The sequence below is a fragment of the Achromobacter deleyi genome, from assembly GCF_016127315.1.
GTDB classification, from domain to species: Bacteria; Pseudomonadota; Gammaproteobacteria; order Burkholderiales; family Burkholderiaceae_B; genus Achromobacter; species Achromobacter insuavis_A.
The window spans coordinates 653831-666923 of record NZ_CP065997.1 but is presented as its reverse complement, the minus strand read 5'-3'; the positions used below and the strand labels follow the sequence as shown (position 1 = coordinate 666923).

The following is a 13093-nucleotide window of genomic DNA, read 5'->3' as shown; positions in this document are numbered from 1 at the left end:
CGATGCTGAACCTCGCCGAATACCGCCAGCGCCCGGCCTTGCTCGCCGACTGGCTGCCCTGGGCCGGACTGGTGGCGCCGGGCGTCGTCTTGAACAAGGACGGCAGCTTCCAGCGCACGGCGCGCTTTCGTGGCCCCGACCTTGACAGCGCGACGCAAGGCGAGCTGATCGCCACGTCGGCGCGCTTGAACAACGCGCTGCGCCGCCTGGGTTCGGGCTGGGCGCTGTTCATCGAAGCCGAGCGCCGCGCCGCCGCCCACTACCCGCACTCTGATTTCCCCGAACCGTTGTCCTGGCTGGTCGATGAGGAACGCCGCGCCACGTTTGAGGACTCGGGCAATCACTTCGAGAGCTGCTACCACCTGACGCTGGTGTACCTGCCGCCAGAGGAATCGCGCGCCCGCGCGGCGGGGATGCTGTACGAGAACCGGCCCACCGAAGGCGTGGATTGGCGCGAGCGTCTGACGGCCTTCGTCGCAGAGACGGATCGCGTCTTTGACCTGCTCGACGGCGTGATGCCGGAGATCGCCTGGTTGGACGACAGCCAGACGCTAACCTACCTGCACGCGACCGTCTCGACGCGACGCTACCGCGTCGGCGTGCCCGAAGTGCCGTTCCATATCGACGCGCTGCTGACGGACTCCGCGCTGGTCGGCGGCCTGTCGCCCATGCTGGGCGACCAGCACCTGCGCGTGGTGTCGGTGCGAGGCTTTCCGACTTCGACCTGGCCGGGGATTCTGGACGACCTCAACCGCCTGGGCTTTGCGTATCGCTGGAGTACGCGCTTTCTCTGCCTGGACAAAGCTGAGGCGGAACGGGAGTTGGGGCGCCTGCGCCGCCAGTGGTTCGCCAAGCGCAAGAACATCATCGCGCTGCTGCGCGAAACGATTTTCCAGCAGGAAAGCCCGCTGGTCGATACCGACGCCAACAACAAGGCCGCCGATGCGGATGCTGCGTTGCAGGAGCTGGGCAGCGATCAAGTCGCCTTCGGCTACCTGACGGCGACCGTCACTGTCATGGATGCAGACGCTACTGTGGCCGACGAGAAGCTGCGGATGGTGGAGCGTGTGATTCAGGGCCGGGGTTTCGTGACGATCCCCGAAACCTTGAACGCCGTGGATGCGTGGCTGTCCTCGATCCCCGGCAACGCCTATGCGAATGTGCGCCAGCCCATCGTCTCGACGCTGAACCTGGCGCACATGATGCCGGTGTCGGCGGTATGGGCCGGCCAGGAGCGCAATGCGCATCTCGATGGCCCGCCGCTGATCGTCACGCGCACAGACGGCGCGACGCCGTTCCGGCTGGTGACGCACATCGGCGACGTGGGCAACACGCTGGTGGTTGGCCCCATCGGCATGGGCAAGTCGGTGTTGCTGGCGACGATGGCGATTCAGTTCCGCCGCTATCGCGGCTCGCGCATCTTCGCCTTCGACATGGGGCGTTCGATCCGTGCGGCCATCCTGGGCATGGGCGGCGAGCACTACGACCTGGGCGCGGATGACGAGATCGCCTTCCAGCCGCTCGCACGCATCGACCGCGAGGGCTACCGCACCTGGGCCAGCGAATGGGTGGAAGGCCGCCTGCTGCACGAAGGCGCGGCCGTCGGCCCGGACGAGAAGGCGGCCATCTGGTCTGCGCTGGGGAGCCTGGCCAGCGCGCCGGTGGAGCAGCGCACGCTCACGGGCCTGACGGCGTTGCTGCAATCGAACACGTTGCGCCAGGCACTCGCGCCCTACGTCCTGGGCGGCGCGCACGGCAGGCTGCTGGATGCCGACCATGACCGCCTCGGCACGGCCGATGTGCAGGCGTTCGAGATGGAGGAGCTGATGCACAGCAAGGCCGCTGTGCTCGCGGTGCTGCGCTACCTGTTCGCGCGCTTCGAGGAGCGGCTGGATGGTGCGCCCACGCTGCTGATCCTTGATGAAGCGTGGCTGTTCCTCGACGACCCGGTGTTTGCGGCGCGCATCCGCCAGTGGCTCAAGACGCTGCGCAAGAAGAACGTCAGCGTGATCTTCGCAACGCAGTCGCTCGCGGACGTGAAGGACTCGGCCATCGCGCCGGCCATCATCGAAAGCTGCGCGAGTCGGATTTTCTTGCCGAACCCGCAAGCGACCGAACCGCAGATTCGCACGATCTACGAGGGCTTCGGCCTCAACAGCCGGCAGATCGAGATCGTAGCCACCGCGCAGCCCAAGCGCGACTACTACTACCAATCCCGCCTCGGCAACCGCGTGTTCGACCTCGACCTGGGGCCGGCGACGCTGGCCTTCGCGGGCGCTTCCACGCCGCAAGACCAGCGAGACATAGACCGCGTGCTGGCCGACGCCGGCGTGCCCGGCTTCGCGGGCGCCTGGCTGCGCCATCGCGGCCTCGATTGGGCGGCTGACCTGCTGCCCTCGTTCCCCGGCCTCGCGCCGGGTTCCCTCCGTACCGCTGACCACCCCCAGGAGAACCAGCCATGAAATTGCATACCCCCAAACTCGCCGCGCTGACCGCTGTCTGCGTGCTCGCCTTCGGCATCGCGCAGCCCGCGCATGCCTTGTTCGGCGTCGGCGACATCGTGCTCGACCCGACCAATCTGATTCAGAACACGATGACGGCTGCGCGCACGCTGGAGCAGATCAACAACCAGATCCGCCAGCTCCAGAACGAAGCGCAGATGCTCATCAACCAGGCACGCAACCTGGCCAGCCTGCCGTCCAGCGTGGTCGGCCAGTTGCGCGCGAACCTGGCGACCACCCAGCGGTTGATCGCGCAGGCCAAGGGCTTGGCCTACGACGTGACGAGCATCGACCGCGAGTTCGCGCGCCTGTATCCCGAGAAGTACGCCGCCACGGTGAGCGGCAATCAGATGTACATCGATGCGCAGGAGCGTTGGAAGAACACGCTCAACGGCCTGCAAACCACCATGCAGATGCAGGCCCAGGCATCGCAGAACCTGAGCGACGACGAAAGCGTGCTGGCCGACCTCGTGGGCAAGAGCCAGTCGGCCGAGGGTGCGCTGCAAGCAATGCAGGCCATGAACCAGTTGCTGGCCTTGCAGGCCAAGCAGTCGATCCAGACGCAGCGGCTCCAGATCACGCAAGACCGCGCGGCCGCGCTGGAACTGGCGCGGCAGGCGGCGGCCACGGAGCGCGGGCGCGAGGTGACGCGCCGTTTCCTGGGCGAAGGCACGCCGTACACGCCGCAGCCCGTCAATTTCTACAACCGCTGACGGAGGCTGCCATGCAACACACGCCCGTCGTGTTCGCCTTCGCCGTTCATGCGCTTGTGCTGGCCGGCTGTGGCTGGCCGCAGCAGTTGCCGGTGAATGCACTTGCCGCCGATCCGGCCCGGCTGCGCGCGCAGGGCGGCACGTTTTGCGCGCAGGTGGCCCAGGCCGACCTGGGGCGCTTTCTCTCCGGCCAGGCTGGGCCGGGCGAGTACCAGACGCTGGCCGACCTGCCGCCGATTCCGCCCGGCTTCGATGAACCCGCCGATTGCAGTGCGGCAATCGCTCTGCCTGGGCAGGAGGACTCGCCATGAACGACGTGACGGTCATCGACCGCTTCCTCGACACCTTCTCGCGCTACATCGACTCGGGCTTTGGCCTGTTGCACGGCGAAGTGGCGTTTCTGACCGCCACGCTGATCGTCATCGACATAACGCTCGCCGGGCTGTTCTGGGCGATGAGCCATGCCACCGGCCAGGGCGAGGACGTGATCGCCAAGCTGATCCGCAAGGTGCTGTACGTCGGCGCCTTCGCCTACATCATCGGCAACTTCAACTGGTTGGCCGGCATCGTGTTCCGCTCCTTCGCCGGGCTGGGCCTGACGGCCAGCGGCTCGGCCCTGAGCATGGAAAACTTCCTGCAACCGGGCCGGCTGGCGAAGGTCGGCATCGACGCCGGGGCGCCGATCCTCAAGCAGATCGGCGACATGGCGGGCTTTCCCGAAGTGTTCGTGAACATCACGCCCATCGTCGTGATGTTCCTCGCGTGGCTGATCGTCCTGCTGTGCTTCTTCGTGCTGGCGATCCAGCTTTTCATCACGCTGATCGAGTTCAAGCTGACCACGCTCGCGGGCTTCGTGCTGGTGCCGTTCGCGCTCTGGAACAAGACCGCGTTCCTTGCAGAGAAGGTGCTGGGCAACGTGGTGTCATCAGGCATCAAGGTGCTGGTGCTCGCGGTCATCGTGGGCATCGGCTCCGGGTTGTTCGCCGAGTTTCAGGTGCAGCCGACCGAGTCATCCATCGACCACTCCGTGGTCGTGATGCTGACCTCGCTGACGCTGCTGGCCTTGGGCATCTTCGGGCCGGGCATTGCGACCGGGCTGGTGTCCGGCGGGCCGCAGCTCGGGGCAGGTGCGATGGCGGGCGCCGCGCTGGGTGGGGCTGGCGCTGCTGTTGCCGTGGGCGCTGCGGCCACAGGCGTTGGCGGTGCAGTCGCCGCCGGGGCGCGCATGGCGCCCGCAGCCGCCAAGCTGGCCGGCAGCGGTGCGCGGGCTGCTGCTGGAGCCGCCAGCAGCGCGCGGTCGGCGTTCCAGGCCGGTTCTGCTTCGGCAGGCGGTGGCCTCAAGGGCACTGCCGTCGGCGTGGGCAACGTTGCCAAGACTGGCGCGCAGGCGACCGGGCAGAAGGTGGCCGAAGGCGCACGCTCAATGAAGGAGCGTGTCGCCGCTGCCTTCCGACCCGATGACGCCGGATCGGCGTCGGGTGCCGGTGCCGCGCAGGCGGCAACCGAGCCGCCCCCATCCACTGCGCAACCCGCCTGGGCCAAGCGCCTGCATCGCAGGCAGCAGCTCACCCATGCCGCGACCACCGCCGCCCACACGCTGCGCGGCGGCGATGGCGGTAGCTCCAGCCAGGGCCCAAGCCTTCGCGATTCCGATTCATAAGGAGAACTCCCATGCGATTCAAACGACCGCAGGTGCGCTACGCCGACACACCGCAACCTGCCACTCCGTACCAAGCCGCCGCCCAGGTCTGGGACGAGCGCATCGGCTCGGCCCGCGTGCAGGCGAAGAACTGGCGCTTCATGGCCTTTGGCTGCCTCACCTTGGCCGTGCTGATGGCCGGCGGGCTGGTGTGGCGTTCGGCGCAGTCCATCGTCACGCCCTATGTCATCGAGGTGGACAACGCGGGCCAGGTGCGCGCCGTGGGCGAGGCCGCCGCGCCGTACCGGCCCAGCGATGCGCAGATCGCCTACCACCTGGGCCGCTTCATCGGCCTGGTGCGCTCGCTGTCCATCGACCCCATCGTGGTGCGGCAGAACTGGCTCGACGCCTACGACTACACCACGGACAAGGGCGCCATCGCGCTCAACGAATACGCCCGCACCAATGACCCGTTCGCGCGCATCGGCAAGGAGTCGGTGACGGTGCAGATCACCAGCGTGACCCGCGCCAGCGACACGTCTTTCAACGTGCGCTGGACGGAGACGCGCTTTGTCAACGGCGCGCTGGATCGCACCGAACGCTGGAACGCGGTGATTTCCACGGTGCTGCAAACCCCGCGCACCGAGCAGCGTCTGCGCAAGAACCCCTTGGGCATCTACGTCAACGGGCTGTCTTGGAGCCGCGAACTGGAAGCGAACGAAGGAGCAAAACCATGAATGATCTTTTCCGTAAATCCGCCTTGCCGGTGATGCTTCTGGCTTCGACCGTGCTGTTCTCTGGCTGCGCCACGCAAGGCAAGCCACCGCCGTCCATCTCGCTCGATGAGCCGGTGCAGGCCCAGCCGCTGCCGGAGCCGCCTGCGCCTGTGGAAGTGGTGGCCGTTCCGCAAGTGCTGCCGATGCCGGCGCAGATGAAACCTGTGCCGGATGCCAAGCCCACGCCGGAACCCGCCGATGAAACCGTGCGCGTGTCCCGCGCCAACGCCGAGGCGCGCATTGCGCCTACGCGCGAGGGCTACGTCAATGCGATTCAAGTCTGGCCCTTCACGGACGGCGCGCTGTATCAGGTCTATGCGGCTGTGGGTCGCGTGACGGTGATCGCGCTCCAGCCGGGCGAGGAGCTGGTGACGGTGGCGGCGGGCGATACGGTGCGCTGGATCGTGGGCGACACATCGAGCAGCAGCGGTGATGCGCTGCGCGTGAATGTCATGGTCAAGCCCATCCGCTCGGGCCTCAAGACCAATCTGGTCATCACCACCAGCAGGCGTACCTATCTGCTGGAACTGACCTCGACCGAGAAGACGTGGATGGCGTCGGTGTCCTGGGAATATCCCAAGGACAAGATGCTGGCCTTGCAGCGCCAGGCGCAGGCGGCCAGCGCCGCCGCGCCGGTCGATAGCGGCCTGTCGTTGGAGAAGATCCGATTCCGCTACGCGGTCAGCGGGAGCAATCCGCCGTGGAAGCCGCTGCGCGCCTTCGATGACGGCGAGAAGGTCTATATCCAGTTCCCGCCGGGCATTGCCCAAGGCGAGTTGCCGCCGCTGTTCGTGATCGGCGCGCAGGGCGATGGGCAACTGGTGAACTACCGCTTCCGCTCCCCGTACTACATCGTGGATCGCCTGTTCGGCGCCGCCGAGCTGCGCCTGGGCGGAGACAAGGGTGATGTGGTGCGGATCGAGCGCACTGATGGCGTTTCCGGTGGCACGCGGAGGAACTGACCATGAGCCAGGACGATTCTCCTGATCTTGCACCGCAGGCGGGCAAGGTCGCACCCGAGGCAGTGGCGCTGCGCGCCCAACCGCGCCCGGTCACGCGCCTGAACCGGCGCACCTTGGCCATGCTCACGGGCGGCCTGTCGGTCGCCGTGCTCGGGGCCACGATCTGGTCATTGCAGCCGCACCGGCGCGGCGCGGGCGAGCAGACCGAGCTTTACAACGTGGATCGTGTCTCGAAGTCCGAAGGGTTGGACGGCCTGCCGGCCGACTACTCGAAGCTGCCGCCGAAGGTGCCCGAGTTGGGGCCACCGCTGCCGGGCGATCTCGGCCCGGCCATCGTGAAGTCGCAGCAGCCGGCGACGCCGACGTATGCGCCACCGGGCCACGACCCGGAGGATGCGCGGCGCAAGGAGGCTGATGCGGCGGCGGGTTCGTCGGTGTTCTTCCGCTCGGGCAACCAAGGCAAGGCCACCGCGCCGGTCACGGCGCAAGCCGCTGCGGCTGCGCCCGGCAGTGCCTTGGCGGGCTTCGACCCGCTGGCCGCTGGGCCGGCCTCGACGGCGGCCCAGCCATCCGATCCCATCGCCATGCAGAACCGGCAAGACCAGAAAGAGGCGTTCCTGAAAGGCGGCTCTACGGAAACCCGCAATTCCGGCAATCTGCAAATGCCGTCCTCGCCGTATCAGGTCATGGCGGGAACGGTGATCGCCGGGGCGTTGGTGACGGGTATCAAGTCGGACTTACCGGGCGACGTGATCGCCACGGTGACGGAGCCGGTCTACGACACGGCCACGGGCAAGTTCCTGCTGATCCCCCAAGGGTCGCGCATCCTGGGCAAGTACAACAGCCAGGTGAGCTATGGGCAGAGCCGCGTGCAGGTGGTGTGGAACCGCGTCATCCTGCCGGACACGTCTTCGCTGAAGCTCGACAACCTCGCGGGCACCGACCCGGCCGGCTACGCCGGCCTGGAGGATGGCGTCGATTGGCATTGGGATCGCGTCTTTGCCGGCGCGGCGCTGACGACGCTGCTGGGCGTGGGCGCCGAGCTGGCCGCACCGGAGAACCGGCAGAACGGCAACCGCATCGTGATCGCCGGGCGCGATAGCGCACAGGACAGCATCAATCAGGTCGGACAGGAGATGACCCGGCGCAACATGAACATCCAGCCGACGCTGACCGAACGGCCGGGCCTACCGGTTCGCATCATCGTCAACCGCGATCTGGTGTTGCGTCCGTACCAGCCGATGTTCTTCCAGCGGGGAGCGATGCAATGAGCACGACCAAGAAACTGCGGCTCGGCCCGCTGCCCAAGACCGAGAATGTGAAGCTGACCTTCGCTTGCCCGGCCAGCCTGAAAGCCGACCTCGACCGCTACGCCGCGTTGCACGCGCAGGCATACGGCGAAGCGGTCGATGCGACGACGTTGATTCCGCACATGCTGGAGGCGTTCATGGCAGCGGATCGGGGATTCAGGAAGGGAGGTAGGGGCAAGGCCGCACCGCCTCAATCGGGCTGACGATGCAGACACACTCACCAGTCACTCACGATGAAAGCGCAGCCTACGGGCTGCGCTTTCATCGTTCTGGGAGTCGGTCAGTTGGGCTATTATGGAAACGCAAGTCGGTCTGCTGTTGGAAAACGTGCCCGATGCAACGCGCTCCGGCTTTCTCTCCTGTCGCTCTTATGTGGCACCTAGCCCACGATGCCCGAGTCGCTTCAAGCGGCCCTAAACAGAGCTAACTTTGCGTCCCATATAGAGTTTTAGACCTCGTGCGATTTGCACAAATGGCTTGACACGAGCAGTTTTTTATCCGTTCAGTGCCACGTACAGCGCGACCAGCAACATGGCGCCGCCGAATACCGCCGCCTGGATGCGCAGCGCCCGCGGCGAATTGAAGCGTCCCAGGATGACCTTGCCGCCGTAGATCCACGGGAAATGGCAGAACAGGCCCAGGATCACGAACGCGGCGCTGAGTTGTCCGACCTGCAGCGACAGGCTGACGCCGGGCATGAGGAACTGCGCGAACATGACCAAGATCATCGAGTGGATCTTCGGATTCAGGATCACGCAGATGAATCCGTCGACGAAGCCGAGCGGGCGGGTGTTGGCAGCCTGGCTCGCGGGCTTGGCCGATGCCTGAAAGAACCCCCAGGCGAGATAGAGCAGGTAGAGGACGCCCGCCCATTTCAGCACGACGTGGATTTGCGGGTGCTCATGCAGGGCGCCGCCCAGGCCCAGGCCGTAGAGGGCGCACAGCGCCAGGTTGGCGGCTTCGAATCCTGCCCAGAATGGCACCGATCCCCGCACGCCGTAGCGGCCGCCCGCGGTGGCCAGCAGCGTATTGCCCGGTCCGGGGCTGATGACCATGGGCACCGCGTACCCGAGAAACGCCGTCCAGACTTCCCATCCCGCCATTGCCGCTCCTTGGCTTGCCGTGGGCCGGCTCGGGTATCGGACCGAACGCCGGCGAAGCGGCCAATAGACGGGGCTTACCGGGGCTGGCAAAACGATCTATTCTCATGCCTTCGATAACCCTGCCTAATCGAGCTGATGCGACGCCTGCCGGCGTTTCGTCAACGGCATCCCGAGATCGAGTTCCGTGTCGACAGCTCGGCGCGCTTGTGGCCGGGCGATGACGAGTTCGATCTTGGCATCCGTTCCGGCCTGGACCGTTGGCCGGAATGAAGGCGGACCTGATCGCGCGGGAGTACCTGAGTCCGGTATGCCATCCCCGCTTGGCGGAAGGCCCGCCGGCATTGTCGGAACCCGCCGATCTGGCAAGCGTCATGCTGCTGCACGATGAGCCGCGTGCGGCATGGCGGCAGTGGTGCGAACTGGCGCAGGTGTCGCTGGACCTGACGCGGGGCGTGCAATTCAGTGATGCCGCGCTGGTCCTGCAAGCGGCGGCCGATGGCGCGGGCGTGGCGTTGGGACGCTTGGTGTTGGCGGCCGATGACCTGCGCGCCGGCAAGCTGGTCCGCCTGTTCGACCAGGTGCTGCCCAACGACTATAGCTACTGGCTGGTATCTTCGCGCACGGCCGCGCAGCGACCGGACGCACAGGCGTTTCGCGCGTGGTTGCTCGAGGAAGCGCGCAGATCGCGCCTCTCGCCGGCGTTGGCGAAACGCTGAAGAGCCAAGCCTGGCAAGGCTTTGCGGGCAATGACTAATGTGATTGATGGCATTGCGCATGAGATGCCGGATAGGCGTTCCGCGCAAGGTGATGAGGGGAGGTCGTCGCGCGCGAGACATCGCGTGCCGGGAGATATCGCGGACCTTTGCTGTGCTGTACCCGGTCGGTACGCGCGCGCATCGTGCGTCGTGAACGGTGATGTTTCACGCTCGCGATCCGTCGCAACAAAGCGCATGTTGCTCACCTTCGCAACCAGTCACTACCGGGGAGATGCCGTTCATGCATCTCGATCCGCCACGATCGTGATGACGCTGTTCATGCCTCTAGATCGACCAAGACCGGGATGACGTTGTCCATGCGATTCGACGCGGCTGCGTTCGCATGCAAGACGGATAAGGCGGGGAAGGAAGCCGTGCCCATCGCGGGTATGGGACTGGCTGGGCAAGGCGGAAAGCCTGCGTTGGCGGGAATCGCCGGAAGTCGGGTCCGCCCGGCGTTCAAGCCAGGGCGTCGCGACAGTATCGAGGCAGGGACGTACCGGGTACGCCCTTTGCCTGCTTACTTCAGATGTGCGTTGACCAGCTTGGTCAGTTCGAACATCGTGACCTGATCCTTGCCGAAGATCGGGCGCAGCTTGGCATCGGCGTTGATGTTGCGCTTGTTGCTCGCATCTTGCAGGTTGTGCTTCTTGATGTATTCCCAGATCTTCTTGGTGACCTCGGTGCGCGGCACGGCTTCCGAACCGATCACAGCAGCCAGTTCGGCGCTGGGAGTCAGGGGCTTCATGAATGCAGCGTTCGGCTTGCGCGCGGTCGCGGGTTTGGAGGTTGTGGCCATAATGCGGCGCTCCTTCTCTGGCTGTTGGAAAAATTGTCCTGCGGCCGGAGCATAACGTGTCTCTCCGGTAAAGACAAAGGCATTTATCCTCTGTAGCAACTAAAATATCCCGACTGTCCCCCCTCTCACGTCATTCTGTAACCTCCTATGTACGCACGTTCTGCTTTGGAATCGATTCGGCTGTTTCATGACGAATTGACGGCGCTGCGGCGCGACTTGCATGCCCATCCCGAGCTTGGCTTCGAAGAAGTCCGGACGTCCGGGATCGTTGCCGGCGCGCTCGAGGCGCTGGGAATCGAGGTGCATCGGGGGATCGGCAAGACCGGCGTGGTGGGCGTCATCCGCGGCAAACGCTGCGATAGCGGCCGCATGATCGGCCTGCGCGCCGACATGGATGCGCTGCCGATGACGGAGGACAACGCGTTTGGCCACAAGTCGACCAAGCCGGGCCTGATGCACGGTTGCGGCCATGACGGCCATACGGCGGTGCTGATCGGGGCGGCGAAGTACCTGGCGCAGACGCGCAATTTCGATGGCACCGCCGTGCTCATCTTCCAGCCGGCCGAGGAAGGACGCGGCGGCGCCAAAGCCATGATGGAGGACGGGTTATTCGACACTTTTCCGTGTGACGCCATCTATGCGTTGCACAACTGGCCCGGCCTGAAGCCTGGCACCATCGGCATCAATCCGGGGCCGATGATGGCGGCGGCCGACCGCTTCGAGATCCTGATCACCGGCCGAGGCGGCCATGGCGCGCATCCTTATCAGACGATCGACCCGGTCACGATCGCCGGCCAGATCATCACGGCGTTGCAGACCATCGTGTCGCGCAACGTCAATCCGCTGGACTCCGCGGTGGTCTCCATCGGCTCGCTGCAGGCGGGCCATCCCGGCGCGATGAGCGTGATTCCGCGCGAGGCCCGGATGGTGGGCACGGTGCGCACGTTCCGCAAGTCGGTGCAGGAAATGGTCGAGACGCGCATGCGCGAGCTGGTCACGGCGATTGCGAGCGCCTTTGGCGGCACCGCCGAACTCACCTATGAACGCATCTATCCCGCGACCCTGAACACGCCGCAGCACGCCAACCTGGTCGCCGACATCGCCACCGAGATGATCGGCAAGGAAAACGTGGTGCGCGATCTGGTACCGTCGATGGGGTCGGAGGATTTCTCCTTCATGCTGCAAAGCAAGCCTGGCGCCTATTTCCGGTTGGGGCAGGGCGGAGCCGACTCCGGCTGCGTGCTGCACAACTCGCATTTCGATTTCAACGATGCCGTCATTCCCCTGGGCAGCGCGATGTTCTGCGCGCTGGCCGAACGGGGCATGCCGCTGGCAGATTAAGAAGCTCTCCATGTCCACGCAAAACACGAATCAACTGATCATCACCCGCCCCGACGATTGGCACCTGCACCTGCGCGACGGCGCGGCGCTGGAAGCGGTGGTGGCCGATACGGCCAGGCAGTTCGCCCGCGCCATCATCATGCCCAACCTGAAGCCGCCGGTGACCACCACCGAGCAGGCGCTGGCCTATCGCGGCCGCATCCTGGCCGCGCTGACCAAGGCGGGCGGCGATGCCGACGCCTTCACGCCGCTGATGACGCTGTACCTGACCGACAACACCTCGGCCGAGGAGATCTACCGCGCGCACGAGTCGGGCCAGGTCTATGCGGTCAAGCTGTATCCCGCGGGCGCGACCACCAACTCCGACGCCGGCGTGACCGACCTGCTGGGCAAGTGCGCCAAGGCGCTGGAAGCGCTGGAGAAATGCGGCATGCCGCTGCTGGTGCACGGCGAAGTGACGGATCCGTCGATCGACGTGTTCGACCGTGAAGCGATTTTCGTGGAGCGCGTGATGAAGCCGCTGCGCCGCGCGTTCCCGGCGCTGAAGGTGGTGTTCGAGCACATCACTACCAAGGAAGGCGCTGAATACGTGCGCGATGCCGAAGGTCCGATCGCGGCCACGATCACGCCGCAGCACCTGCTGTACAACCGCAATGCGATCTTCCAGGGCGGCGTGCGGCCGCACTGGTACTGCCTGCCGATCCTCAAGCGCGAAACCCACCGGCTGGCGCTGGTGGAAGCCGCGACCAGCGGCAGCCCGCGGTTCTTCCTTGGCACCGACAGCGCGCCGCATGCGCGTGGCCTGAAAGAACACGCCTGCGGCTGTGCCGGCTGTTATACCGCGCTGCATGCGATGGAGTTGTACGCGACGGCGTTCGATGCGGTCGGCAAGCTGGACAAGCTGGAAGGCTTCGCCAGCTTCCACGGTCCGGATTTCTACGGCCTGCCGCGCAACACCGGCAAGCTGACGCTGGTGCGCGAGAGCTATCAGATTCCGGACGAAGTGCCGTTCGGCGACACCGGGCTGGTGCCGCTGGCCGCCGGCGAGACGCTGGCCTGGCGCGCCACCGTCTGAGCGCGTCAGCCGCCGCCATGTGGACATCGTGCATGGCGGCCGCCTTCTATATATATAGAGGGCGCTGAAGCTGGTGGCGCGGTGACGGACCCGCCGCGGCTGCGGCGGTCCCGCTATCG

Annotated in this window: 13 protein-coding genes; 11 read left to right on the top strand and 2 right to left on the bottom strand. The window is 65.9% G+C overall.

Going from position 1 to position 13093, the window contains the following annotated elements; translation table 11 throughout:
- Window positions 1-2: 2 nt before the first annotated feature.
- Genes trbE through I6I07_RS02815 form a run of 8 tightly spaced genes read left to right on the top strand, consistent with a single transcriptional unit; the run spans window position 3 to window position 8104 of the window.
- Window positions 3-2462, top strand: a complete 2460-nt coding sequence (gene trbE / locus I6I07_RS02850) for a conjugal transfer protein TrbE (protein ID WP_049405246.1) — start codon at window positions 3-5, stop codon at window positions 2460-2462.
- Entirely contained in the window at window positions 2459-3214 is a 756-nt protein-coding gene (gene trbJ, locus I6I07_RS02845; protein WP_180188357.1) for a P-type conjugative transfer protein TrbJ, read from the top strand. The genes trbE and trbJ overlap by 4 nt, the downstream gene beginning before the upstream one ends.
- Before the next feature lie 11 nt (window positions 3215-3225).
- Window positions 3226-3525, top strand: coding sequence for a hypothetical protein (locus I6I07_RS02840; protein ID WP_027457564.1), 300 nt, complete (start codon window positions 3226-3228; stop codon window positions 3523-3525).
- Window positions 3522-4874, top strand: a complete 1353-nt coding sequence (gene trbL / locus I6I07_RS02835; protein ID WP_048629390.1) for a P-type conjugative transfer protein TrbL — start codon at window positions 3522-3524, stop codon at window positions 4872-4874. Before I6I07_RS02840 ends, trbL begins: the two co-directional genes overlap by 4 nt.
- Before the next feature lie 11 nt (window positions 4875-4885).
- Window positions 4886-5590, top strand: coding sequence for a conjugal transfer protein TrbF (trbF, locus tag I6I07_RS02830; RefSeq protein WP_048629391.1), 705 nt, complete (start codon window positions 4886-4888; stop codon window positions 5588-5590).
- Window positions 5587-6591, top strand: coding sequence for a P-type conjugative transfer protein TrbG (gene trbG, locus I6I07_RS02825; RefSeq protein WP_048629392.1), 1005 nt, complete (start codon window positions 5587-5589; stop codon window positions 6589-6591). The genes trbF and trbG overlap by 4 nt, the downstream gene beginning before the upstream one ends.
- 2 nt (window positions 6592-6593) lie before the next feature.
- Complete coding sequence (locus tag I6I07_RS02820) at window positions 6594-7862, top strand: TrbI/VirB10 family protein (protein WP_049405238.1); 1269 nt, start codon at window positions 6594-6596, stop codon at window positions 7860-7862.
- Window positions 7859-8104, top strand: coding sequence for a DUF2274 domain-containing protein (locus I6I07_RS02815; protein ID WP_048629394.1), 246 nt, complete (start codon window positions 7859-7861; stop codon window positions 8102-8104). Before I6I07_RS02820 ends, I6I07_RS02815 begins: the two co-directional genes overlap by 4 nt.
- Before the next feature lie 291 nt (window positions 8105-8395).
- Here I6I07_RS02815 and I6I07_RS02810 read toward each other — a convergent pair whose 3' ends face one another.
- On the bottom strand, window positions 8396-9004 hold the full coding sequence (locus I6I07_RS02810) for a LysE family translocator (protein WP_198485616.1): 609 nt from the start codon (window positions 9002-9004) through the stop codon (window positions 8396-8398).
- A gap of 266 nt (window positions 9005-9270) precedes the next feature.
- Here I6I07_RS02810 and I6I07_RS02805 point away from each other — a divergent pair, with 266 nt between their 5' ends.
- Window positions 9271-9720, top strand: a complete 450-nt coding sequence (locus I6I07_RS02805) for a LysR substrate-binding domain-containing protein (protein WP_232625883.1) — start codon at window positions 9271-9273, stop codon at window positions 9718-9720.
- A gap of 559 nt (window positions 9721-10279) precedes the next feature.
- On the opposite strand, the gene I6I07_RS02800 is transcribed toward I6I07_RS02805, so the two are convergent.
- The gene (locus tag I6I07_RS02800; protein WP_006217453.1) at window positions 10280-10558 is read right to left on the bottom strand and encodes an SWIB/MDM2 domain-containing protein; all 279 of its coding nucleotides are present in this window, start codon (window positions 10556-10558) and stop codon (window positions 10280-10282) included.
- Between the two features lie 147 nt (window positions 10559-10705).
- Here I6I07_RS02800 and I6I07_RS02795 point away from each other — a divergent pair, with 147 nt between their 5' ends.
- Window positions 10706-11899, top strand: a complete 1194-nt coding sequence (locus I6I07_RS02795) for a M20 aminoacylase family protein (protein ID WP_198485615.1) — start codon at window positions 10706-10708, stop codon at window positions 11897-11899.
- Window positions 11895-12974 carry a dihydroorotase gene (gene pyrC, locus I6I07_RS02790; protein ID WP_198487410.1) on the top strand — a complete coding sequence of 360 codons (1080 nt, stop codon included), beginning with the start codon at window positions 11895-11897 and terminating at the stop codon, window positions 12972-12974. The genes I6I07_RS02795 and pyrC overlap by 5 nt, the downstream gene beginning before the upstream one ends.
- Window positions 12975-13093: the final 119 nt, after the last annotated feature.

Bases quoted from the DNA above. Each gene is read 5' to 3' on its own strand.
- trbE (WP_049405246.1), top strand. From the start codon at position 3: ATGCTGAACCTCGCCGAATACCGCCAGCGCCCGGCCTTGCTCGCCGAC.
- trbJ (WP_180188357.1), top strand. From the start codon at position 2,459: ATGAAATTGCATACCCCCAAACTCGCCGCGCTGACCGCTGTCTGCGTG.
- I6I07_RS02840 (WP_027457564.1), top strand. From the start codon at position 3,226: ATGCAACACACGCCCGTCGTGTTCGCCTTCGCCGTTCATGCGCTTGTG.
- trbL (WP_048629390.1), top strand. From the start codon at position 3,522: ATGAACGACGTGACGGTCATCGACCGCTTCCTCGACACCTTCTCGCGC.
- trbF (WP_048629391.1), top strand. From the start codon at position 4,886: ATGCGATTCAAACGACCGCAGGTGCGCTACGCCGACACACCGCAACCT.
- trbG (WP_048629392.1), top strand. From the start codon at position 5,587: ATGAATGATCTTTTCCGTAAATCCGCCTTGCCGGTGATGCTTCTGGCT.
- I6I07_RS02820 (WP_049405238.1), top strand. From the start codon at position 6,594: ATGAGCCAGGACGATTCTCCTGATCTTGCACCGCAGGCGGGCAAGGTC.
- I6I07_RS02815 (WP_048629394.1), top strand. From the start codon at position 7,859: ATGAGCACGACCAAGAAACTGCGGCTCGGCCCGCTGCCCAAGACCGAG.
- I6I07_RS02810 (WP_198485616.1), bottom strand. From the start codon at position 9,004: ATGGCGGGATGGGAAGTCTGGACGGCGTTTCTCGGGTACGCGGTGCCC.
- I6I07_RS02805 (WP_232625883.1), top strand. From the start codon at position 9,271: ATGAAGGCGGACCTGATCGCGCGGGAGTACCTGAGTCCGGTATGCCAT.
- I6I07_RS02800 (WP_006217453.1), bottom strand. From the start codon at position 10,558: ATGGCCACAACCTCCAAACCCGCGACCGCGCGCAAGCCGAACGCTGCA.
- I6I07_RS02795 (WP_198485615.1), top strand. From the start codon at position 10,706: ATGTACGCACGTTCTGCTTTGGAATCGATTCGGCTGTTTCATGACGAA.